General features: G+C 68.0%; 22 protein-coding genes and 1 rRNA gene. All 23 read left to right on the top strand.

The genetic code is table 11. The features are described from left to right. The first annotated feature begins 33 nt into the window (after positions 1–33). Positions 34–1,455 (top strand): diaminopimelate decarboxylase, encoded by a 1,422-nt coding sequence (gene lysA / locus AB0L91_RS17880; RefSeq protein WP_365011101.1) that lies wholly within the window; start codon positions 34–36, stop codon positions 1,453–1,455. Further along, the gene (locus AB0L91_RS17885; RefSeq protein WP_365011103.1) at positions 1,452–2,807 is read left to right on the top strand and encodes a homoserine dehydrogenase; all 1,356 of its coding nucleotides are present in this window, start codon (positions 1,452–1,454) and stop codon (positions 2,805–2,807) included. The genes lysA and AB0L91_RS17885 overlap by 4 nt, the downstream gene beginning before the upstream one ends. Continuing rightward, a complete protein-coding gene (gene thrC, locus AB0L91_RS17890) occupies positions 2,804–3,898 on the top strand; it encodes a threonine synthase (protein WP_365011104.1) in 1,095 nt (364 codons plus the stop codon). The genes AB0L91_RS17885 and thrC overlap by 4 nt, the downstream gene beginning before the upstream one ends. Before the next feature lie 25 nt (positions 3,899–3,923). Continuing rightward, a complete protein-coding gene (gene thrB / locus AB0L91_RS17895) occupies positions 3,924–4,850 on the top strand; it encodes a homoserine kinase (RefSeq protein WP_365011341.1) in 927 nt (308 codons plus the stop codon). A 340-nt stretch (positions 4,851–5,190) separates the two neighbouring features. Further along, on the top strand, positions 5,191–7,242 hold the full coding sequence (gene rho, locus AB0L91_RS17900) for a transcription termination factor Rho (RefSeq protein WP_357349488.1): 2,052 nt from the start codon (positions 5,191–5,193) through the stop codon (positions 7,240–7,242). Positions 7,243–7,457: 215 nt separating this feature from the next. Further along, on the top strand, positions 7,458–7,688 hold the full coding sequence (rpmE, locus tag AB0L91_RS17905) for a 50S ribosomal protein L31 (protein WP_022567395.1): 231 nt from the start codon (positions 7,458–7,460) through the stop codon (positions 7,686–7,688). Between the two features lie 97 nt (positions 7,689–7,785). Beyond that, positions 7,786–8,856 carry a peptide chain release factor 1 gene (gene prfA / locus AB0L91_RS17910; protein ID WP_357349486.1) on the top strand — a complete coding sequence of 357 codons (1,071 nt, stop codon included), beginning with the start codon at positions 7,786–7,788 and terminating at the stop codon, positions 8,854–8,856. 61 nt (positions 8,857–8,917) lie between these two features. Further along, entirely contained in the window at positions 8,918–9,814 is an 897-nt protein-coding gene (gene prmC / locus AB0L91_RS17915) for a peptide chain release factor N(5)-glutamine methyltransferase (protein ID WP_365011106.1), read from the top strand. Between the two features lie 303 nt (positions 9,815–10,117). Then, positions 10,118–10,783 carry an L-threonylcarbamoyladenylate synthase gene (locus tag AB0L91_RS17920; RefSeq protein ID WP_355284646.1) on the top strand — a complete coding sequence of 222 codons (666 nt, stop codon included), beginning with the start codon at positions 10,118–10,120 and terminating at the stop codon, positions 10,781–10,783. 13 nt (positions 10,784–10,796) lie between these two features. After that, entirely contained in the window at positions 10,797–11,927 is a 1,131-nt protein-coding gene (locus AB0L91_RS17925) for an MraY family glycosyltransferase (protein ID WP_355284649.1), read from the top strand. 27 nt (positions 11,928–11,954) lie between these two features. After that, positions 11,955–12,413 carry a hypothetical protein gene (locus tag AB0L91_RS17930; protein ID WP_355284651.1) on the top strand — a complete coding sequence of 153 codons (459 nt, stop codon included), beginning with the start codon at positions 11,955–11,957 and terminating at the stop codon, positions 12,411–12,413. 308 nt (positions 12,414–12,721) lie between these two features. Continuing rightward, a complete protein-coding gene (atpB, locus tag AB0L91_RS17935; RefSeq protein WP_218721212.1) occupies positions 12,722–13,555 on the top strand; it encodes a F0F1 ATP synthase subunit A in 834 nt (277 codons plus the stop codon). A 78-nt stretch (positions 13,556–13,633) separates the two neighbouring features. Further along, positions 13,634–13,882 carry an ATP synthase F0 subunit C gene (locus AB0L91_RS17940; RefSeq protein WP_019045404.1) on the top strand — a complete coding sequence of 83 codons (249 nt, stop codon included), beginning with the start codon at positions 13,634–13,636 and terminating at the stop codon, positions 13,880–13,882. 5 nt (positions 13,883–13,887) lie between these two features. Continuing rightward, positions 13,888–14,445: a F0F1 ATP synthase subunit B gene (locus AB0L91_RS17945; protein ID WP_355284656.1), complete on the top strand. Its 558-nt coding sequence runs from the start codon at positions 13,888–13,890 to the stop codon at positions 14,443–14,445. 19 nt (positions 14,446–14,464) lie between these two features. Then, positions 14,465–15,277 (top strand): F0F1 ATP synthase subunit delta, encoded by an 813-nt coding sequence (locus AB0L91_RS17950; protein ID WP_365011110.1) that lies wholly within the window; start codon positions 14,465–14,467, stop codon positions 15,275–15,277. Positions 15,278–15,333: 56 nt separating this feature from the next. Further along, positions 15,334–16,974, top strand: coding sequence for a F0F1 ATP synthase subunit alpha (atpA, locus tag AB0L91_RS17955; RefSeq protein WP_110041744.1), 1,641 nt, complete (start codon positions 15,334–15,336; stop codon positions 16,972–16,974). A gap of 61 nt (positions 16,975–17,035) precedes the next feature. Next, positions 17,036–18,007: a F0F1 ATP synthase subunit gamma gene (locus tag AB0L91_RS17960; RefSeq protein ID WP_355284662.1), complete on the top strand. Its 972-nt coding sequence runs from the start codon at positions 17,036–17,038 to the stop codon at positions 18,005–18,007. Positions 18,008–18,031: 24 nt separating this feature from the next. Beyond that, the gene (gene atpD / locus AB0L91_RS17965; RefSeq protein ID WP_355284665.1) at positions 18,032–19,480 is read left to right on the top strand and encodes a F0F1 ATP synthase subunit beta; all 1,449 of its coding nucleotides are present in this window, start codon (positions 18,032–18,034) and stop codon (positions 19,478–19,480) included. A 6-nt stretch (positions 19,481–19,486) separates the two neighbouring features. Next, on the top strand, positions 19,487–19,864 hold the full coding sequence (locus AB0L91_RS17970; RefSeq protein ID WP_218721182.1) for a F0F1 ATP synthase subunit epsilon: 378 nt from the start codon (positions 19,487–19,489) through the stop codon (positions 19,862–19,864). A gap of 174 nt (positions 19,865–20,038) precedes the next feature. Next, positions 20,039–20,467 (top strand): DUF2550 domain-containing protein, encoded by a 429-nt coding sequence (locus AB0L91_RS17975; RefSeq protein ID WP_355284668.1) that lies wholly within the window; start codon positions 20,039–20,041, stop codon positions 20,465–20,467. Beyond that, positions 20,464–21,042 carry a cob(I)yrinic acid a,c-diamide adenosyltransferase gene (locus AB0L91_RS17980; RefSeq protein WP_355284671.1) on the top strand — a complete coding sequence of 193 codons (579 nt, stop codon included), beginning with the start codon at positions 20,464–20,466 and terminating at the stop codon, positions 21,040–21,042. Before AB0L91_RS17975 ends, AB0L91_RS17980 begins: the two co-directional genes overlap by 4 nt. 79 nt (positions 21,043–21,121) lie before the next feature. Then, the gene (murA, locus tag AB0L91_RS17985; protein WP_355284674.1) at positions 21,122–22,402 is read left to right on the top strand and encodes a UDP-N-acetylglucosamine 1-carboxyvinyltransferase; all 1,281 of its coding nucleotides are present in this window, start codon (positions 21,122–21,124) and stop codon (positions 22,400–22,402) included. Between the two features lie 407 nt (positions 22,403–22,809). Further along, positions 22,810–22,882 (top strand): 16S ribosomal RNA (locus AB0L91_RS17990); the annotation flags it as partial.

Here is a 22,882-nt window from a genome sequence, read left to right on the forward strand (position 1 = left end):
CACCGGCAAGCTTTTCAGGAAGGACGCACCCCGATGAGTGCACACCCGGCCGGTCCCCGGCACGCAGAGATCCCGCACGCCCCGAGCCTGGCCGAGCGCCCGACCGACCCGAGCGAGATGATCGACCTCCCCGCCAACGTGTGGCCGCGCAACGCCACCAGGGGTGAGGACGGCGTCGTCCGCGTCGCCGGCGTGCCGGTCACCGAGCTGGCCCAGCAGTTCGGCACCCCGCTGTTCGTCGTCGACGAGGACGACTTCCGCTCCCGCTGCCGCGACATGGTGCGCGCGTTCGGGCCGAACGCCCGCGTGCACTACGCCTCCAAGGCGTTCCTGTGCGGTGAGATCGCGCGCTGGATCCGCGACGAGGGCCTGTCGCTGGACGTCTGCTCCGGCGGCGAGCTGGCCATCGCGCTGCACGCCGGTTTCCCGGCCGAGCGCATCGCGCTGCACGGCAACAACAAGTCGGTGCCCGAGCTGGAGACCGCGGTCGCCGCGGGCGTCGGCCACGTGGTCGTCGACTCGCTCTACGAGATCGAGCGGCTCGAGGCGGTCGCCGGTGCGGCGGGCGTGGTCCAGGACGTGCTGGTCCGGGTCACCGTCGGCGTCGAGGCGCACACCCACGAGTACATCTCCACCGCGCACGAGGACCAGAAGTTCGGCTTCTCGATCGCCGGCGGTGACGCCATGGAGGCGCTGGCGCGCGTCTTCGAGGCCGACAACCTGCGCCTGGTCGGCCTGCACAGCCACATCGGCTCGCAGATCTTCGAGCTCGACGGCTTCGAGATCGCCGCGCGCCGGATGCTCGGCCTGCTCCGCGAGGCCATCGACAAATTCGGTATCGAGCGCACCGCGCAGATCTCCACCCTGGATCTGGGCGGTGGCCTCGGTATCTCGTACCTGCCGAGCGACAACCCGCCGCCGCTGGACGAGTTCGCCGCCAACCTGCGCGGCCTGGTCGCCGCCGAGGCCGCCCGCGCCGGGCTGCCCGAGCCGACCATCGCCGTCGAGCCGGGTCGCGCCATCGCGGGCCCGGGTACCGTCACGCTGTACGAGGTCGGCACCATCAAGGACGTCGAGCTCGACGGCGGCGCGCGCCGCCGCTACGTCAGCGTCGACGGCGGCATGAGCGACAATATCCGTCCCGCGCTGTACCAGGCCGATTACGATTGCCGTCTGGTCTCGCGCTCGTCGGACGCGCACGCTGTCGTCGCGCGCGTGGTCGGAAAGCATTGCGAGAGTGGCGATATCGTCATTCGTGACACCTGGATGCCCGCCGACGCGGGCCCCGGTGACCTGGTTGCCGTCGCGGCGACCGGCGCGTACTGCTATTCGATGTCGAGCCGCTACAACCAGCTCACCCGGCCCGCCGTGGTCGCGGTGCGTGACGGTGTGGCGCGACTGATTCTGCGCCGGGAAACGGTGGCGGACCTGCTCAGCCTGGAGGTGGAAGGATGACCGTGGTGAACAACGGGACCAAGGATTCGGGGCGCCCGCTGGGTGTCGCCGTGCTCGGCATGGGCACCGTGGGTACCGAGGTCGTCCGCGTGCTGCGCGACCACGCCGAGGACCTGCGCTCGCGGGTCGGGGCGCCGCTGGTGCTGCGCGGCGTGGCCGTGCGCGACCTGGCCAAGGACCGCGGTCTGCCCGCCGAACTGCTCACCACCGACGCCGAGGCGCTGGTCGCCCGCGACGACGTCGACCTGGTGGTCGAGGTCATGGGCGGGATCGATCCGGCCCGCGCGCTGATCGGCGCCGCGCTGAGCGGGGGCAAGTCCGTCGTCACCGCCAACAAGGCGCTGCTGGCCGACTACACCGGTGAGCTGGCCGCGGCCGCCGAGCGCAGCCGCGCCGACCTGTACTTCGAGGCCGCCGTCGCCGGCGCGATCCCGGTGGTCCGGCCGCTGATCCAGTCGCTGTCGGGCGACCGGGTGAACCGCGTGGTCGGCATCGTCAACGGCACCACCAACTTCATCCTCTCCGCGATGGACGAGACCGGCGCCGCCTACGACGACGTGCTCGCCGAGGCCACCGACCTGGGCTACGCCGAGGCCGACCCCACCGCCGACGTCGAGGGCTTCGACGCCGCCGCCAAGGCCGCCATCCTGGCCTCGCTGGCCTTCCACACCCGGGTGACCGCGGCCGATGTGTACCGCGAGGGCATCTCCAAGATCACCGCCGAGGACCTGGAGACCGCCTCGGCCGTCGGCTGCACCGTGAAGCTGCTCGCCATCTGCGAGCGGGTCGCGGCCGGTCCGGGCGAGCCCACCTCCGCCGAGGGCGGCAAGGACCGCGTCTCGGTGCGCGTGTACCCGGCGCTCATCCCGCGCAAGCACCCGCTGGCCTCGGTCAACGGCGCGTTCAACGCCGTCGTCGTCGAGGCCGACAACGCCGGTAGGCTGATGTTCTACGGTCAGGGCGCCGGTGGCGCGCCGACCGCCTCGGCCGTGCTCGGCGACCTGGTGATGGCCGCGCGCAACAAGTTCTACGGTGGCCGCGCTCCCGGCGAGTCGGTCTATGCTGAGCTGCCGATCGCGCCGATCGGGGACACCCCCACCCGCTACCACGTGAACCTGCAGGTGGCGGACCGTCCCGGCGTGCTCGCCGCGGTGGCCGACACCTTCGCCAAGCACGGGGTGAGCATCTCCACCGTGCGTCAGCAGGGCCACGGCGACGGCGCCCGGCTCGTGGTCGTCACCCACCATGCGGTGGAGTCCTCGCTGGCCGATACTGTCGCGGCATTGGCGGACATGGATTCCGTCACCTCCGTGACCAGCGTTCTCAGACTGGAAGGCACCGAAGAATCATGAGCACCACTGGCATCGCCCCCCAGCTCGGCGTGCACTCGCGCTGGCCGGGTCTGATCGCGGCCTACCGCGACCGGCTGGCCGGTGCGGCCGATTGGGAGCCGGTCACCCTGTTCGAGGGCGGGACCCCGCTGGTCCCCGCGACGCACCTGTCGGAGCTGACCGGGTGCGAGGTGTACCTCAAGGTCGAGGGTGCCAACCCGACCGGTTCGTTCAAGGACCGCGGTATGACGATGGCGATGACCGACGCGAAGTACCGCGGTCAGAAGGCCGTGTTGTGCGCGTCGACGGGCAATACCTCGGCCTCGGCCGCCGCCTACGCGACCCGCGCGGGTATGGAGTGCGCGGTGCTGATCCCGCAGGGCAAGATCGCGATGGGCAAGCTGGCCCAGGCGGTGATGCTCGGTGCGAAGATCATCCAGGTCGAGGGCAATTTCGACGATTGTCTCGAGCTGGCTCGCAAGGTCACCTCGGATTTCCCCGAGGTCGGGTTGGTGAACTCGGTGAACCCGGCGCGGATCGAGGGCCAGAAGACCGCGTCGTTCGAGATCTGCGATGTGCTGGGCAAGGCGCCCGATGTGCATGTGCTGCCGGTGGGCAACGCGGGCAATATCACCGCTTACTGGCGTGGATACCGTGAGTACCACGCCGATGGTGTCACCTCGGTGTTGCCGCGGATGCTGGGTGTGCAGGCCGCGGGTGCGGCGCCGTTGGTCAACGGCGCGCCGGTGAAGGACCCGGAGACGGTGGCCACCGCGATCCGGATCGGTGCTCCGGCGTCGTGGAACGGGGCGATGGAGGCCAAGGAGCAGTCCGGTGGCGCGTTCCGCGCGGCCACCGATGAGGAGATCTTGGCCGCGTACCGCTTGGTCGCCGCGACCGAGGGTGTCTTCGTCGAACCGGCGTCGGCGGCGAGCGTGGCGGGTCTGCTGGCCGCCCGTGCGGAGGGCTGGCTGGATTCGGGTCTGACGGTGGTCTGCACGGTGACCGGTAACGGTCTGAAGGACCCCGATAACGCGCTGGCCGGGATGCCGGAGGTCAAGCCGGTCGCTGTCGACCCGGTGGCGATCGCCCACGAACTCGAGCTGGCCTGAGTTGAGCGCACGCGAGAGCAGGCTGATGACGGCCACCCTGCCCGCTGGTCTCGAGGTGACCGTGCGCGTGCCCGCGTCCACGGCCAACCTCGGTCCCGGATTCGATTGCCTGGGAATGGCATTGGGTCTCTACGACGAGATCGTGGTGCGAACCACCGAATCGGGTCTCGAGATCCGGGTCGAGGGTGAGGGCGCCGACGACGTGCCGTGGGGCCCAACGCATCTGGTGGTGCGGGCGATCGAGCGCGGGCTGGAATCGCTCGGCGTCTGGGCCGACGGTCTCGACGTGGTGTGCCGCAACGTGATTCCGCACTCGCGCGGCCTCGGCTCCAGCGCCTCGGCCGTGGTCGGCGGCCTGGCCGCCGGCGCCGGGCTGGCGGCCAAGTTCGATCCGGACCTGCGCCTCGGCGCCGACCAGCTGGTGCAGCTGGCTTCGGAGTTCGAGGGGCATCCCGACAACGCCGCCGCCAGCGTGCTCGGCGGAATCGTCGTGTCGTGGACCGAATCCGATGCCGAGCAGAATCGCGCCTACCGGGCCGTGCGGCTGACCCCGGCCGCTACGCTGCGCCCGGTGGTGCTGATCCCGCAGGAACGCTCGTCCACCGCGCACACCCGCGGGCTGCTGCCCGAGCAGGTGCCGCACGGCGACGCCGCGTTCAATGTGAGCCGGGCGGCGCTGGCCGTCGTCGCGCTCACCGAGCGCCCCGATCTGCTGATGCCCGCCACCGCGGACCGGCTGCATCAGACCCAGCGTGCTCCCGCGCTACCGCTGTCCACGGCCTGGATCGAGCGGCTGCGGGCCGCGGGTATTCCGGCCACCGTTTCCGGCGCAGGCCCGACGATCTTGGCGCTCGCGACCGACGATTTCCCCGCTGACCTGCGCAAACAGGCGGAATCAGACGGGCTGCGGGTGGTCGAACCTGGCATTGCCGACGGCGTCGTGATCGACTGACGGCGTGCCTGCCTTGCCGTTGTTCGCAATTGGCAGCTATTCTGTGCAAGTCCGTACATCGTGCGCATCAGACGCCGGTGCTTCATCAGGGCAATCGCTCCAGCAGGCTCCAGGCTCGAGCCTCCACACCATGGAGGTGCTGCGACGCCGAGAAGCCGCTCAACTGGAATGATCTCTCCTCACCACTGTCTTCTGGTGGCGAAGCCTCCGGTCCGGCGGGGCGGGTAGTACGGCACAGGCGTCCGGTCGGACGCATAATCCGAGCTCGGCACAGGGTGCCGGGTCTACGGAACGAACCCTCGATTCAGCACACGGCATTCGAGGGAAGGAAAGGATTTCCGTGACAGATACGGACCTGCTCGCGACACCCGGGGTGGAATCCAACCCTACGAACTCGGGCGGCCGCGAAAGTGAATCCGGACAGATTTCGAAAATGAGCGAACACACCGACGTCGCACGATCGGGGCTGACTGGAATGCTGTTGCCGCAGTTGCGCGCATTGGCGGGGGAGCTCGGTATCCGAGGCACCTCCGGTATGCGCAAGGGCGATCTCATCGCCGCTATCAAGGAGAATCAGGCCGGAGCGCCTGCGAAGGCGGGTAAGCCCGCCGAGGCCGCCGCCGTGACGGCCGACGCGCCCGCCGCCAAGAGCGAGGCGCCCGCCAAGGCCGAAGCGCCCAAGACCGAGGCGCCCGCGAAGGCCGACAAGCCGGCCAAGGCCGACAAGGCCGAGCCCGCCGAGAAGCAGGCCGCCGCCGTCGTGACCGAGCAGGCCCCGGCCGAGCAGGGGACGGCCGAGTCCAAGACCGCCGAGTCGACCGAGGATTCCGGTCGCGAGGGCGGTCAGCGTGGCCGTGGCAGGCAGCGTCGTGGCCGTGACCAGGCCCGTTCCGGCGGTGGCGAGAACGCCCAGGCCGAGAACCGCGCCGAGGAGACCAAGCAGGCCGACAAGGCCGAGGGCGGCGAGCAGGGCGAGCGCAGGCGTGAGCGTGGCGAGCGCAACGGCGGCGACCGGGGCGAACGCGCCGGTGGCGACCGTGGTGAGCGCAACCAGAACGAGCGCAACCAGAACCAGAACGGCAACGCCGGTAATCGCGGTCCCCGCGACGACCGCGGTGGCGACGACGAGGAAGGCGGCCGCGGCCGCCGGGGTCGCCGGTTCCGTGAGCGTCGTCGTGGTCGTGACCGCGACGGTGGCACCGGTGGTGGCGGCGGCGAGGCACGCGATTTCGAGATCCGCGAGGACGACGTCCTGCAGCCGGTCGCCGGCATCCTGGACGTCCTGGACAACTACGCGTTCGTGCGGACCTCCGGCTACCTGGCCGGCCCGAACGACGTGTATGTCTCGATGAACCTCGTGCGTAAGAACGGCCTGCGCCGCGGTGACGCGATCACCGGCGCGGTGCGCGCCCCGCGTGACGGCGAGCAGAGCAACCAGCGCCAGAAGTTCGACCCGCTGGTCCGCCTCGACACCGTCAACGGCGGTGAGGTGGAGGCGGCCAAGCGCCGTCCCGACTTCCAGAAGCTCACCCCGCTGTACCCGAACCAGCGGCTGCGCCTGGAGACCACCCAGAACAAGCTGACCACGCGTGTGATCGACCTGATCATGCCGATCGGCAAGGGCCAGCGCGCGCTGATCGTGTCCCCGCCCAAGGCGGGTAAGACCACGATCATGCAGGACATCGCCAACGCGATCTCGGTCAACAACCCCGAGTGCTACCTCATGGTCGTGCTGGTCGACGAGCGTCCCGAAGAGGTCACCGACATGCAGCGTTCGGTGAAGGGTGAGGTCATCGCCTCCACCTTCGACCGGCCGCCGGCCGACCACACCTCGGTCGCCGAGCTCGCCATCGAGCGGGCCAAGCGCCTGGTGGAAATGGGCAAAGACGTTGTGGTGCTGCTCGACTCGATCACCCGATTGGGCCGTGCGTACAACAACTCCTCGCCCGCCTCGGGCCGCATCCTCTCCGGTGGTGTCGACTCGACCGCGCTGTACCCGCCCAAGCGGTTCCTCGGCGCGGCGCGCAACATCGAGAACGGTGGCTCGCTCACCATCATCGCCACGGCGATGGTCGAGACCGGCTCCACCGGTGACACGGTGATCTTCGAGGAGTTCAAGGGCACCGGCAACGCCGAGCTCAAGCTCGATCGCAAGATCGCCGAGCGGCGCGTGTTCCCCGCGGTGGACATCAACCCGTCCAGCACCCGCCACGACGAGCTGCTGATGTCGCCCGACGAGATGGCCGTGGTGCACAAGCTGCGCCGGGTGCTCTCGGGCCTGGACTCGCACCAGGCGATCGATCTGCTGATGGATCGGCTGCGCAAGTCCAAGAACAACCTCGAGTTCCTGATGACGGTCTCCAAGACCGCACCGGGCGCGCTCGACGAGTGACGCGACGGGGGCCCCGCTTCGGCGGGGCCCCCGCTGCGTTTCCCGGCCAGGAACAAACCGGGGGCCGGGGGTGTTTTCGGAGGGTGCGGCCAGGTCTGGCATACTGGATCGCTGTGTGTCTGCGAGTTCGCAGACATCCCGCCTAGTCGGTTCCGGTTCACGTATCCCGCGCTCCAGCGGTGTACGACCCGGCGACCATTATCGAGAGGACGCCCATGAAGGCAGGAATCCACCCCACGTATGTCGACACCACCGTCGTGTGTGGTTGCGGCAACACCTTCCAGACTCGCTCCACCAAGGAGTCCGGCCAGATCACCGTCGAGGTCTGCTCGCAGTGCCACCCGTTCTACACCGGCAAGCAGAAGATCCTCGACACCGGCGGCCGCGTCGCTCGCTTCGAGGCTCGCTACGGCAAGCGCGCGGGCAAGAAGGCCGACGCCAGCTAGTTGCCTTACCCGACGCCCGGTTCTGCTTTCGCAGGCCGGGCGTCGGTGGTTTCTCGCCCGACCCGATCCCGCCCGCACCGCACATAAGGAAGCACACGTGACGCAGCCGTCCGCCATCGACGACATTCTGGCCGAGTACGCAGGCCTGGAGACGCAGCTGGCCGATCCGTCGTTGCACAACGACGCGGGCGCGGCCCGGCGGGTGGGTAAGCGGTTCGCCGAGCTGGCGCCGGTGATGTCGACCTACCGCAAGCTCGAGTCGGTGCGCGACGATCTCGAGGCCGCCCGTGAGCTGGCCGCCGACGACGCCGCGTTCGCCGCCGAGGTGCCCGGCCTGGAGACCCAGTTGGTGGAGCTCGAGCAGGCGCTGGCCGATCTGCTCGCCCCGCGCGACCCGCACGACGGCGACGACGTGGTGCTCGAGGTGAAGTCCGGCGAGGGTGGCGAGGAATCGGCGCTGTTCGCCGCCGACCTGGCCCGCATGTACATCCGCTACGCCGAGCGGCACGGCTGGAAGGTGGAGACGCTCGACGTCACCTATTCCGACCTGGGCGGCTACAAGGACGCGACGCTGTCGATCAAGAGCAAGGACGCGGCCCGCGACGGCGTGTGGTCGCGCTTCAAGTTCGAGGGCGGCGTGCACCGGGTGCAGCGGGTGCCGGTGACCGAATCGCAGGGCCGCATCCACACCTCGGCCGCCGGCGTGCTGATCTACCCCGAGCCCGACGAGGTCGAGCAGGTGCAGATCGACGAGACCGACCTGCGCATCGACGTCTACCGGTCCTCCGGCAAGGGCGGCCAGGGCGTCAACACCACCGACTCCGCGGTCCGCATCACCCACCTGCCCTCCGGCATCGTGGTGACCTGCCAGAACGAGCGCTCGCAGCTGCAGAACAAGGCGCGCGCGATGCAGGTGCTCGCCGCCCGCTTGCAGGCGCTGGCCGAGGAACAGGCCGAGCAGGAGGCCGCGGCCGGTCGCGCCAGCCAGATCCGCACGGTGGACCGCTCCGAGCGCATCCGCACCTACAACTTCCCGGAGAACCGGATCGCCGATCACCGCATCGGCTTCAAGGCGCACAACCTCGACGCGGTCCTCGACGGTGACATGGACGCGCTGCTCGACGCGCTCGGCAAGGCCGACCGCGACGCCCGCATGGCCGCCGAATAACCGGCATGAGCGCTCAGCGCCCGGCTCGGGCAACCCGCGTCACCACGGAGGACGCTCGCGCATGCCGGACCACGCGGTGACCGAACGGGTCCGGCTGCGTCCGCTGATCGTCGAGGCCGCCGGGCGGCTGGCCGCGGCGGGCGTGGCCTCGCCCCTGCCGGATGCGGAGAACCTGGCCGCGCACGTGCTCGGGGTCGACCGGATGCGGCTGGCGCTGCACCCGATGATCGAGCCCGCCGAAGCCGCCCGCTTCGCCGAGCTGGTCGACCGGCGGGCCGCGCGAATCCCGCTGCAGCACTTGACCGGAACGGCCGCGATGGGCGAGATCGACCTCGCCGTCGGGCCCGGCGTCTTCGTGCCGCGCCCGGAGACCGAGCTGCTGTTCGCCTGGGCGCTGGCCCGGCTGGAGACGCTGCCGCACGACCACGTGCCGATCGTCGTCGACCTGTGCACCGGGTCGGGCGCGCTGGCCCTGGCCATCGCGCACGCACGGCCCGACGCGCAGGTCCACGCCGTCGAACTCGATCCCGACGCGCTGACCTGGGCCCGCCGCAATGCCGACGATCGCATCGCCGACGGCGACACCCCGATCACCCTGCACGCCGACGACGCCACCGACCCGGCCCTGCTCACCGACCTGTCCGGCCGCGTCGACCTGGTGGTGTCGAACCCGCCCTACATTCCCGAGGCCGCGGTCCTGGACCCCGAGGTCGCCGACCACGATCCGCACCGCGCCCTCTTCGGTGGCCCGGACGGCCTCGACGTCATCCGCGCGATGGTCCCCGCCATCGCCCGCCTGCTGCGGCCCGGCGGCGCCACCGCGATCGAACACGACGACACCAACGGCGGGGGCGTCGCGGCCGCGCTGACGGCGGCCGGTCTGGTCGACGTCGTCGAGCATCCGGACCTCGCGGGCAAGCCCCGCTTCGTCGTCGCGGCGGCGCCCAGCAAACCCTGACGCGCCGGCATACGGTCGCGCCCCCGCCTCGCGCTCCGCGACCCGGTAGTACCAGCACATTCTCAGCATTCCGCGAACGCGCTGGTCGCGCCGCCGTGGCGAGCCACCCGCCGGACCCTCGGAAAGTCCCCGCGCAGGTGAACGGTGACGCGGGAGCTAGACTCTTGCCGCACACCGAAGACCGGCGAGAATCGTGGGACCCCGACACCTTGCCGCACCCCGATGACGGCGAGACCCGGGGCAGCGGCGGAAACATTGTCGCCCACCCGAAGACCGGCAGAATCGCGGAGAGGCGAATGTAGCGTGAGTACCGTCTACGACTGTGCTGAATCGGCGTCTCGGGCCGCGGGCCTCACCGCCGCCACCAGCGCGCTGAAATCCGGTCGGCTGGTCGTGATGCCCACCGATACGCTGTACGGCCTCGCGGCCGACGCGTTCGATTCCGACGCGGTGGGCTCGCTGCTGGCGGCCAAGCGCCGTGGTCGCGACATGCCCGTCCCGGTGCTCGTCGGGTCGTGGCACACCATCGATGGACTGGTGTTCTCGGTGCGCCCGCAGGCGCGCGAGCTGATCCGGGCGTTCTGGCCGGGTGCGCTGAGCCTGGTCGTGCAGGCCGCGCCCTCGCTGGCCTGGGACCTGGGCGATACCCGCGGCACGGTGATGCTGCGGATGCCGCTGCATCCGGTGGCGCTGGAACTGCTGCGTGAGGTCGGCCCGCTGGCCGTGTCGAGCGCCAATGTGTCGGGGCAGCCCCCGGCCAGCACCGTCGAGCAGGCGCGCGAGCAGTTGGGTTCGCTGGCGAGTGTGTATCTCGACGGTGGCCCGGCCGAGCACGCGCTGGCCTCCACGATCGTCGATCTGACCGCGGATCAGCCGCGGGTGTTGCGGGAGGGTGCGGTGGCGGTGGCCGATATCGCGGAGGTCCTCGGCATGGCGCCGGATGCCCTGAGCAGCCCCGCGCAGCGGTGATCGCACGCATCCGATGAGCACGGTCGTTCCCCTGCGCGAGCTGGTGCTCGTGCTGCTCGTCTCCGCCACGGTGACCTTCCTGGCCACCGGCGGCATCCGGGTGCTCGCCATCGCGTTCGGCGCGGTCGCGATTCCGCGTGAGCGCGATGTGCACGTGACGCCGATTCCGCGGATGGGCGGTGTCGGCATGTATGTCGGCGTGGTCGCCGCGGTCTTGTTCGCACACCAATTGCCCGCACTGCGGCGCGGTTTCGATTACGCGCCCGATATTCCGGCGGTGCTGGTCGCGGCGACCATCATCGTGCTGGTCGGCATCGTCGACGACCGCTGGGGCCTGGACGCGCTCACCAAATTCGCCGGGCAGGTGACCGCCGCGGGCGTGATGGCCGTGATGGGCCTGAGCTGGTACGTGATCTACGACCCGTTCAACGACACCACCGTCGTCCTCGACGCGTTGCAGGGCGGCCTGGTGACGGTGGGCATCACCGTCACCCTGGTGAACGCGATGAACTTCGTCGACGGCCTGGACGGCCTCGCCGCCGGCCTCGGCTTGATCTGCGCGGGCGCCGTTTTCGTGTTCTCCGTCGGTTTGCTCTACGACCAGGGCGGTTCGGTCGACACCTATCCGCCCGCGTTGCTGGCCGCCGCGCTGGCCGGCGCGTGCCTCGGATTTCTGCCGCACAATTTCTCGCCGGCCCGAATCTTCATGGGCGATTCCGGCTCGATGATGATCGGATTGATGCTGGCCGCGGTTTCCACCGGCGCCTCCGGCCGAATTCCGCTGCAGGGGTACGGCCCGCGCGACATTGTGGGTTTGCTCTCGCCGCTGCTGTTGGTGGGCGCGGTGATGTTCATTCCGGTGCTCGATCTGTTGCTGGCGATCGTGCGCCGTGTGCGCGCCGGGGTGAGTTTCTCCACACCGGACAAAATGCATCTTCATCACCGATTGCTACAGATCGGACATTCTCAGCGACGCGTTGTGCTGTTGATCTATTTGTGGGTCGGCGTGCTCGCCTTCGGCGCGGTGGGTACCTCGCTGATGGATCGGCGGCTGGTGGTACTGCTGGTGGCGGGTGGATTGGTGTTCGCCCTGGTAGTGACCGCGATCCCATCGATGCGCCGGGTGGAGTCGGCCAACCACTGAGAAGTGGCCGAAGGTAAAGTACCGGCCGTGAGCTTTACTCCGAACCCCGTGCCAGGCCCCGACGCCCCCCTGCGCACCGCGCTGCGCTACGGCCTGATCGGGCTCGGTGTCCTCGTGGTCGTCTCGGTGGCGATCGGCACCGCGGTGGCCGGGATGCCTGGCCTGTGGGGCGCGCTGCTCGGCGCGGCCATCGGTGGCGGGTTCATCCTCACCACCGTGGTGGCCGTGCTGCTCGGCGCCAAGCTGCCGCCGAGCACGGCGGGCCTGGTCATGCTGGTCAGCTGGGTCGGCAAGCTGCTGATCGCGCTGGTGATCGTCGGTGTGCTCAACCAGTTCGACTTCTACAGCAGGCCCACGCTGTTCTTCACCGTGGTCGGCGCCCTGCTGATCGTGCTCGGCGCCGAGACGTACGGCGTTGTGAGCGTGAAGGTTCCGTATGTCACGACACGCGCGGGAGACGACGAAACGGCTTCCGAGCAGGAATAATCCCACCCAGCTACACACTGTCGTAGATAGCTTGGTAAAGTGTTGGTAAGCAAGCACCCAAGCTGGAGGCGCTGCCCAGGATGACTCGGGGCAATGCCTCGGGTTACCAGGGGGGATCGCCAAGATCCTGCCCGGTGCCGCTATGCTTACTGCCGATCCGGGTGGAATGTGCCCGGTTGAAGCATGTCGACGATGTCGCCGACGCCCGAACAGAAGCCGATACGCGTTACACCGTACGAGCAACTGTCGAATTTCGAGCCGACCAGAGTCGACCCCATTGATCGTCAATGTCCGATCGAACCGCGGGAATGACCGTCGTACCCGCGGCCCGAACACGGGAGAGAACGCTGAGCGTCATCACTTTGGCGGCGGGCGAGTTCCACGCGCCATCGCTGTCCGACTTCTTCCCTCCAGCAGTGCTGTTCGAGGGTACGCCGTTCGAACTCGACCGCCTGATGCTGATCCGGCTGCTGATGACCGCCGTTGTGGTGCTCGTCTTCGTGCTGGCTTTCCGCTCGCCGAAGATCGTGCCGCGCGGCCTGCAGAACGTGATGGAAACCGCGGTGGTTTTCGTCAAGGAGCAGATCGCCGACGAGGTACTCGGCAAGGAAACCGGTAAGCGGTTCCTCCCGCTGATCGCGACGATCTTCTTCACGGTTCTGTTCCTGAACTTCTCCAGCATTGTTCCGTTCCTGAACATCTCGTCGAATGCGCGAGTCGGCATGCCGCTGGTGCTGGCGGCGATCGCCTACATCGCGTTCAACTACGTGGGTATCCGCAAGTACGGCTTCTTCAAGTACATGCGGTCGAGCATCGTCGTTCCCGATGTGCCGCCCGCGCTGCACGTGCTGCTGATCCCGATCGAGTTCGTCTCGACCTTCATCCTGCGGCCGTTCACGCTGACCGTCCGACTCATGGCCAACATGCTGGCGGGCCACATCATGCTGGTGCTGTTCTTCAGCGCCACCTGGTTCTTCCTCTTCGATGCCACCGCGTGGATGAAGGTCTTCACGCCCTTCTCGCTGCTGGCAGGCATCGGCTTCACGCTGTTCGAGCTGCTGGTCATCTTCCTGCAGGCGTATGTCTTCGCCCTGCTGACCGCGGTGTACATCAGCCTCGCGCAGCACGCCGCCGACCACTGACCTGAATCCACACCAGTACTGCCAAACCTGCTACACACGCCGACCGGCGGGTGAGCAACAGAAAGGGAAAGAAGACTCATGAGCCTCGCTTACCTGGCCCAGGAAGCCGCGACCACCGAGAGCACCTTCAAGGGCTTCGGCGCCATCGGCTACGGTCTCGCCGCGATCGGCCCCGGCATCGGCGTGGGTATCGTCGTCGGTAAGGCCATCGAGGGCTTCGCCCGTCAGCCCGAGCTGGCCGGCCAGATCCGGACCAACATGTTCCTCGGTATCGCGTTCACCGAGGCCCTGGCGCTGATCGGCCTCGTCGCCGGCTTCATCTTCTGATTCCGATGCGCGAACTCATCACGCTCGCTGCCGAAGGGGGAGAGGATGTGAATCCTCTCATTCCCGAAACGTACGACATCGTCTGGTCGATCGTCTGCGTCGCCATCATCGGCGTGCTCTTCTGGAAATACGTGATCCCGCGTGTGACCAAGACACTCGATGAGCGTGCCGACAAGATCGAAGGCGGTATCGCCAGGGCCGCAGCCGCTCAGGAAGAGGCACAGCAGACGCTGCAGCAGTACCAGCAGCAGCTTGCCGACGCCCGGCTCGAGGCCGCACGTATCCGCGAGGATGCGCGCACCCAGGGTCAGCAGATCCTCGCGCAGATGCGCGCGGACGCCCAGGCCGAAAGCGACCGTATCGTCGCCGCCGGTCACTCCCAGCTGGAAGCCCAGCGCCAGCAGATCCTGACCGAGCTGCGCTCCGAGGTCGGCCGCACGGCTGTCGACCTGGCCGAGAAGATCATCGGCCAGTCTGTCTCGGACGAGGCCAAGCAGGCGGCGTCGATCGACAAGTTCCTCAGCGAACTCGACGACACCACCGCCATCGGGGCCGGAAGGTAACGACGCGAAAGTGAGAAGCATGTACGCAGCGAGCCGCGAGGCCAGCTCCCGGTCTCGGGAGGCGCTTCGGGCCGCTCTGACCGGAAGCGAAACTGTTGCGGCCACAACGGGGTCGGAACTGTTCGCCGTTGTCGCCGTGCTGGACGACCAGCGTTCGCTGCGTGTGGCGCTCGCGGACGTGTCGGTGCCGGGTTCGGCGCGCGCTGAACTCAGTGAGCGGATCTTCGGCGGCAAGGTCAGCGCTGCCACGCAGGCAGTGCTGACCACCGCGGTGGCCCAGAACTGGTCGCGCACCCGCGATCTGGTCGACACCCTGGTGCTGCTCGGGCAGGAGGCTCTGCTCGAGTCCGCTGCCGACGGCGGCCGGCTGGAAGCGGTGGAGGACGAGCTGTTCCGGCTCGGTCGCATCATCGCCGACAACCCGGAGCTTGAGCAGGCACTGTCCGATCAGGGCAAGCCTGCCTCGGCGCGGCGGGTGCTGATCGAGCGGCTGCTGACCGGCAAGGCCGAGCCGATCACCCTGACGCTGGCCGAGCAGGCGGTGACCCGACTGCGGACCAACAACATCGGCGTCGCCTTCGGCGCCCTGTCCGATCTGGCGGCGGCCCGTCGTGACCAGATCGTCGCCCACGCGCATGCCGCGGTCGAACTGTCGGATCAGCAGAAGGAGAAGCTCTCGGCTTCCCTGCAGCGGATCTACGGCAAGGCGGTCACCGTGCACGTGCAGGTCGACCCGACGCTGCTGAGCGGCGTCGTCGTGCGCGTCGGAGACGACGTCATCGACGGCAGCGCCACCGGCCGACTGGAGAAGCTGCGCCGGGCGCTGTCCTAGCCAGCAGCTCTACTCCAACCCCCGACATTCGAGACCACAGCGAGAGCAGGAACAACATGGCGGAGCTGACGATCTCCTCCGACGAGATCCGTAGCGCGATCGAGAGCTACACCCAGAGCTACACCCCGGAAACCTCCATCGAAGAAGTCGGCCTCGTGACCGACACCGGCGACGGCATCGCGCACGTCAGCGGTCTGCCTTCGGCGATGGCCAACGAGCTGCTCGAGTTCCCGGGCGGCGTCCTGGGCGTCGCGCTGAACCTCGAGGACACCGAGATCGGTGCCGTCATCCTCGGCGAGTACGCCTCGCTGGAAGAGGGCCAGCAGGTCCGCCGCACCGGCGACGTGCTGTCGGTTCCCGTCGGTGACAAGTTCCTCGGTCGCGTCGTCAACCCGCTCGGCCAGGCCATCGACGGCCTGGGCGAGATCGAGGCCGACGATCGCCGCGTGCTGGAGCTGCAGGCCGCGACCGTGCTGGAGCGTCAGCCGGTCGAGGAGCCGCTGGCCACCGGTATCACCGCGATCGACGCGCTGACCGCCATCGGCCGCGGCCAGCGTCAGCTGATCATCGGCGACCGTAAGACCGGCAAGACCGCCGTCGCCGTCGACGCGATCCTGAACCAGAAGGCGAACTGGGAGTCGGGCGACCCCAGCAAGCAGGTGCGCTGCATCTACGTCGCGATCGGCCAGAAGGGCTCCACCATCGCGGGCGTCAAGACCGCGCTCGAGGAGCACGGCGCGATGGAGTACACCACCATCGTCGCGGCCCCGGCCTCCGACTCCGCCGGCTTCAAGTGGCTGGCCCCCTACACCGGCTCGGCCATCGGCCAGCACTGGATGTACCAGGGCAAGCACGTCCTGATCGTGTTCGACGACCTGACCAAGCAGGCCGAGGCGTACCGCGCCATCTCGCTGCTGCTGCGTCGTCCGCCGGGCCGCGAGGCGTACCCCGGTGACGTCTTCTACCTGCACTCCCGTCTGCTGGAGCGTTGCGCGAAGCTGTCCGACGAGATGGGCGGCGGCTCGATGACCGGTCTGCCGATCATCGAGACCAAGGCCAACGACGTCTCGGCGTTCATCCCGACCAACGTCATCTCCATCACCGACGGCCAGGTCTTCCTCGAGTCCGACCTGTTCAACAAGGGTGTCCGCCCGGCGATCAACGTCGGTACCTCGGTCTCCCGTGTCGGTGGCGCCGCCCAGACCAAGGCCATGAAGAAGGTCGCCGGTTCGCTGCGTCTGGAAATGGCGCAGTACCGCGAGCTGGAGGCGTTCTCCGCCTTCGCCTCCGACCTGGATGCCGCCTCGCTGGCGCAGCTGGAGCGCGGTGCCCGCTGGGTGGAGCTGCTCAAGCAGAACCAGTACTCCCCGGTCGCCGTCGAGGATCAGGTCGTCTCGATCTACCTGGTCGACGCCGGCTACTACGACTCGGTGCCGGTCGGCGACGTGCGTCGCTTCACCGCCGAGCTGCTGGAGCACCTGCACAGCGCGACCCAGTCGTCCTTCGACGCGCTCGAGGGTGGCCGCAAGCCGCTCGACGGCGAGGCCGCCGACGCGATCAAGTCGGAGACCGACAAGTTCAAGGAGGGCTTCCTGGCCTCCGACGGCAGCCGTGTCGTGAACGAGGCCGCGGCCGGCGATCTGGACCACGAAGAGGTCGAGTCGCTGTCGGTCACCCGCAAGCACGTCGACAAGTAAGCCGGGCAGGACTGATGTCGGCAATTACCGATCTGGCGAATGAAGGGAGTGTGAACCGCTAGTGGCAAGTTTGCGCGAATTGCGCTCCCGCATTCGTGGTGTGAATTCGATCAAGAAGATCACCAAGGCTCAGGAACTGATCGCGACCTCGCGAATTTCCAAGGCCCAGGCCAGGGTCGCGGCGGCCAAGCCGTACGCCGAGGAGATCACCAAGGTCCTCGGCGAGCTCGCGAGCGCTTCGAAGAACCTGTCGCACCCGCTGCTGACCGAGCGTCCCAACGCTCGTCGGGCCGCTGTCCTGGTGATCACCAGCGACAGCGGTATGTGCGGTGGCTACAACTCGAACGTGCTCAAGCGCGCCGAGGAGCTCATGACCACCCTGCGTGGCGACGGCAAGGAGCCGGTGCTGTACGTGATGGGCAACAAGGGCCTCACGTACTACAAGTTCCGCAACCGTCCCTTCCAGGCGTCGTGGACCGGCTTCTCCCAGCAGCCGAAGTACACCGACGCGTCGGCCGCGTGCCAGCACCTGGTCGAGGCGTTCATGGCCGGCTCCGACAGCGAGGTGCCCTCGCTGGACGGCCAGGGCACCATCGCGGGCGTCGACGAACTGCACATCGTGTACACCAAGTTCGTCTCGATGCTGACCCAGAACCCGGAGGTGCGCCGCCTGGCGCCGATCCAGGTGAGCTTCGTGGACGAGAAGTTCGAGCTCGGCGAGGACATCGTCTCGGATTCGCCGAACGCGGTGGTCACGGCGCAGTACGAATTCGAGCCGGACGCCGATGTGCTGCTGGGCGCGCTGCTGCCCAAGTACGTCAACACGCGTATCTACGCATCGTTGCTCGAGGCAGCGGCATCCGAGTCCGCGGCTCGGCGCACCGCAATGAAGGCGGCGACCGATAACGCCAACGAGCTGGCCAGTGTGCTCCAGCGCGAGGCGAACTCGGTGCGTCAGGCCCAGATCACGCAGGAAATCAGCGAAATCGTCGGCGGCGTGAACGCGCTGGCGTCGAGCTCGGACCGCGACTAGAAGCGCAGGAAGAGAACCAATCTAATGACCGCAGCTGTCACTCAGGACAACGCGAGCAAGGCGGGCGCAACCGCCGGCCGCGTCGTCCGTGTCATCGGCCCCGTCGTGGACGTCGAGTTCCCGCGTGGCGCCATCCCCGAGCTGTTCAACGCTCTCAACGCCGACATCAAGCTCGCGTCGGTGGCCAAGACCCTGACCCTCGAGGTCGCCCAGCACCTCGGTGACAACATCGTGCGCACCATCTCGATGCAGCCCACCGACGGTCTGGTCCGTGGTGCCACCGTCACCGACTCGGGCAAGCCGATCTCGGTGCCCGTCGGCGACATCGTCAAGGGCCACGTGTTCAACGCCCTCGGCGACTGCCTCGACTCGCCCGGCCTCGGCCGCGACGGCGAGCAGTGGGGCATCCACCGCAAGCCCCCGAGCTTCGACCAGCTCGAGGGTAAGACCGAGATGCTGGAGACCGGCGTCAAGGTCATCGACCTGCTGACCCCGTACGTCAAGGGCGGCAAGATCGGTCTGTTCGGTGGTGCCGGTGTCGGTAAGACCGTTCTGATCCAGGAGATGATCACCCGTATCGCTCGCGAGTTCTCCGGCACCTCGGTGTTCGCGGGCGTCGGTGAGCGTACCCGTGAGGGCACCGACCTCCACCTGGAAATGGAAGAGATGGGCGTCCTCCAGGACACCGCCCTCGTCTTCGGCCAGATGGACGAGCCGCCGGGCACGCGTATGCGCGTGGCCCTGTCCGCGCTGACCATGGCGGAGTACTTCCGCGATGTCCAGCACCAGGACGTGCTGCTCTTCATCGACAACATCTTCCGTTTCACCCAGGCCGGTTCCGAGGTCTCGACCCTGCTGGGTCGTATGCCCTCCGCCGTGGGTTACCAGCCGACGCTGGCGGACGAGATGGGTGAGCTCCAGGAGCGCATCACCTCGACCCGTGGTCGCTCGATCACCTCGCTGCAGGCGATCTACGTCCCCGCCGACGACTACACCGACCCGGCGCCGGCGACCACCTTCGCCCACCTGGACGCGACGACCGAGCTCTCCCGCCCGATCTCGCAGAAGGGCATCTACCCGGCCGTCGACCCGCTGACCTCGACCTCTCGTATCCTCGAGGCTTCGATCGTCGGCGACCGTCACTTCCGGGTGGCCAACGAGGTCAAGCGGATCCTGCAGAAGTACAAGGAGCTGCAGGACATCATCGCCATCCTCGGTATGGACGAGCTCTCCGAAGAGGACAAGGTCCTCGTCGGCCGCGCCCGTCGTCTGGAGAAGTTCCTCGGCCAGAACTTCATCGTGGCCGAGAAGTTCACCGGTCAGCCGGGCTCGGTCGTGCCGCTGGAGCAGACCATCGACGACTTCGATCGCGTCTGCAAGGGCGAGTTCGACCACTTCCCGGAGCAGGCGTTCAACTCCTGCGGTGGTCTCGACGACGTCGAGGCCGCTGCGAAGAAGATCGCCGGGAAGTAGTCCACCATGGCGGAAATGACAGTTGATCTCGTCGCCGTCGAACGCAAGCTCTGGTCCGGCCAGGCGACGTTCGTCAGCGCGCAGACCACCGAAGGTCAGATCGGCATCATGGCGGGCCACGAGCCGCTGCTGGGTCAGCTCGTCGAAGGCGGCACGGTGACCATCGTGTCGACCGACGGCGATCGGATCGTGGCCGCGGTGCACGGCGGCTTCTTCTCGGTCACCGCCGACACCGTGCGGGTGCTGGCCGAGTCCGCGGAACTCGCGGGTGAGGTCGACGTCGACGCGGCGCGCAAGGTGCTGGCCGACGCGAGCGCCACCGAGGTGGAGCTGCGCGTGGCGCAGGGCCAGGTGCGCGCGGTCGAGGCGACCGTGACTGCCTGATCTGGTCCCCGAACACCACACTGTCGGCGACGAACTCCGGTTCGTCGCCGACAGTGCTGTTTTCGGCGGTAATTCCGATCCCGCCGAAGTGGTCGACGACGGGCGTGATTGAATGGCGACGGGGGTGTCTTCGACACCAGCTGAGCGAAAGGGCGTACGGCATTGCAAACCGGGATGGTTCTGCTGATCATTCTGGTGCTGACGCTCGTGTTCGTAGCAGGTGCATCGACCTACCGGCTGGTGATGCTGCGCCGGGGCGGCACGGCCGCGCTGCTGCGGGTATTGCCCGCGCGCGGCGGCCAGGGCTGGCGGCACGGTCTCATCCGCTACGACGAGGATCGCCTCGTCTTCTTCAAATTGACCAGCCTCAAGTTCGGTCCGGACAGCACCGTGCACCGGCAGGGCCTCGAGATCGTCGAACGCCGCGCGCCCCAGGGCGACGAATTCGACATCATGAGCGAGGACATCGTGGTGGTAGCCGTCACCGATCCGCACAACAGCTTCGAGCTCGCGCTCGACCGCGGATCGATGGCGGCTTTTCTGTCCTGGATGGAGTCCCGCCCGTCCGACCGCGCGCGCCGCACCCGAGGAGGCCAGCCGTGAGTGTCCACCTCACCCGGATCTACACCCGCACCGGTGACGACGGCACCACCGGCCTGAGCGATTTCTCCCGCGTTCCCAAGACCGATCCCCGCCTGGTCGCCTACGCCGACTGCGACGAGGCCAACGCGGCGCTCGGCGTGGCCGTCGCGCTCGGCGCGCCGGAACCCGAGGTTCTCGCGGTCCTGCGCCAAGTCCAGAACGATCTGTTCGACGCGGGCGCCGACCTGTCGACGCCGGTCGTCGCCGAGCCGAAGTACCCGCCGCTGCGCATCACCCAGCCCTACATAGATCGGCTGGAGAAGTGGTGTGACGAGTTCAACGAGGGTCTGGCACCGCTGAATTCGTTCATCCTGCCCGGCGGCACGCCGATTGCCGCACTGTTGCACACGGCACGCACCGTGGTGCGACGCGCCGAGCGGTCGGCGTGGGCCGCGGTCGAGGCACACCCCGACGACACCAGCGTGTTGCCGGCCAAATACCTCAATCGCCTGTCGGACCTGCTGTTCATCCTGAGCCGCGCGACCAATCCCGAGGGCGATGTGCTGTGGCAGCCGGGCGGCGGAGCCGAGCGCTGAAAGCGACTCGGTGGCGCCAGGATCGGTCGGTTTGGCGTCGGGGGGCGTGTCGCCGGGCAACGGTCGATAAGCTGGCGGGGTGAGCGAACGGTTTCTGGTCTCCGGCGGTAATCAGCTCGTCGGCGAGGTCGCGGTCGGCGGCGCGAAGAACAGCGTGCTGAAGCTGATGGCCGCCGCTTTGCTGGCCGAGGGTACGACCACCATCACCAACTGCCCGGACATCCTCGATGTCCCGCTGATGGCCGAGGTGCTGCGTGGCCTCGGCTGCGACGTGACGATCTCCGACGACGAGAGCGGAGACCGCTCGGTCTGCACGATCGTCACCCCGCCGGAGCCCAAGTACCACGCCGACTTCCCGGCGGTGACCCAGTTCCGCGCCTCGGTGTGTGTGCTCGGTCCGCTGATGGCGCGCTGTAAGCGCGCGGTCGTCGCGCTGCCCGGCGGTGACGCGATCGGCTCGCGTCCGCTGGACATGCACCAGCAGGGCCTGCGCCTGCTCGGCGCGACCAGCGAGATCGAGCACGGTTGCGTCGTTGCCCGTGCCGACGAGCTGCAGGGCGCGCGCATCCGCCTCGACTTCCCGTCCGTCGGCGCGACCGAGAACATCCTGATGGCCGCGGTGCTGGCCGAGGGGGAGACGGTCATCGACAACGCGGCGCGTGAGCCCGACATCGTCGACCTGTGCAACATGCTGGTGCAGATGGGCGCGCGGATCGAGGGCGCCGGTTCCTCGGTGCTCACCGTGCAGGGCGTGAAGAGCCTGTCGCCGACCACCCACCGCGTGATCGGTGACCGCATCGTCGCCGCCACCTGGGGTATCGCCGCGGCGATGACCACCGGCGATGTCCGGGTCACCGGGGTCAACCCGAAGCACCTGGCCCTGGTGCTGGACAAGCTGCGCTCGGCAGGCGCGCGGATCTCCTACGAGCCCAACGGTTTCCGCGTCGTGCAGCCGGAGCGCCCGCGCGCGGTGAACTTCGCGACGCTGCCGTTCCCCGGTTTCCCGACCGACCTGCAGCCGATGGCCATCGGCTTGGCCGCCATCGCCGACGGCACGTCAATGATCACCGAGAACGTCTTCGAGGCGCGGTTCCGCTTCGTCGAGGAGATGATCCGGCTCGGCGCCGATGCCCGCACCGATGGTCATCACGCGGTGGTCCGCGGTATCCCGCGGCTGTCCAGCGCGCCGGTCTGGTCCTCCGACATCCGCGCCGGCGCCGGTCTCGTACTGGCCGGTCTGGTCGCCGACGGTGTCACCGAAGTGCACGACGTCTTCCACATCGACCGCGGCTACCCGAAGTTCGTCGAGCAGATGCAGGCGCTCGGTGGCCGGGTCGAGCGCGTCGATACGCCGAAATAGCCTGTCTGACCAGGCGATTTGACTTCGCGTTCGTCGGTGCGTAACTTTATTCGAGTCAGAGCGACGCGGTGACGCAGAGCGCCTGATTGATCATCTAGCCAGACTCACTCCTTCCGAATTTGCTTCGATTGGGTTGGCTGCGCTAGGTTGGAACAGTTGCCCTGCTGAAGCCCGTACGAAATGTTGCGGGTGGATGCTTGTGCGTGTGTTCTTTGAGAACTCAATAGTGTGTCGATGAATGTCAGTGCCAATATTATTATTGGTTCCGGCCTCTCATACCCCCCGGTTGACGAGGTCGGACATTTTGAATGTCAGCAAACTTTTGCTGGTGTTCGGCATTGCTAGGTTTTCGGACTCTAGTCTTTAGATTATTCTGATTCGCTCCTTCGGGAGTGTTTCGAGAGTCTTCAACGGAGAGTTTGATCCTGGCTCAGGACGAACGCTGGCGGCGTGCTTAACACATGCAAGTCGAGCGGTAAG

It is taken from the genome of Nocardia sp. NPDC051833, assembly GCF_040681225.1.
Taxonomy (GTDB): Bacteria; Actinomycetota; Actinomycetes; order Mycobacteriales; family Mycobacteriaceae; genus Nocardia.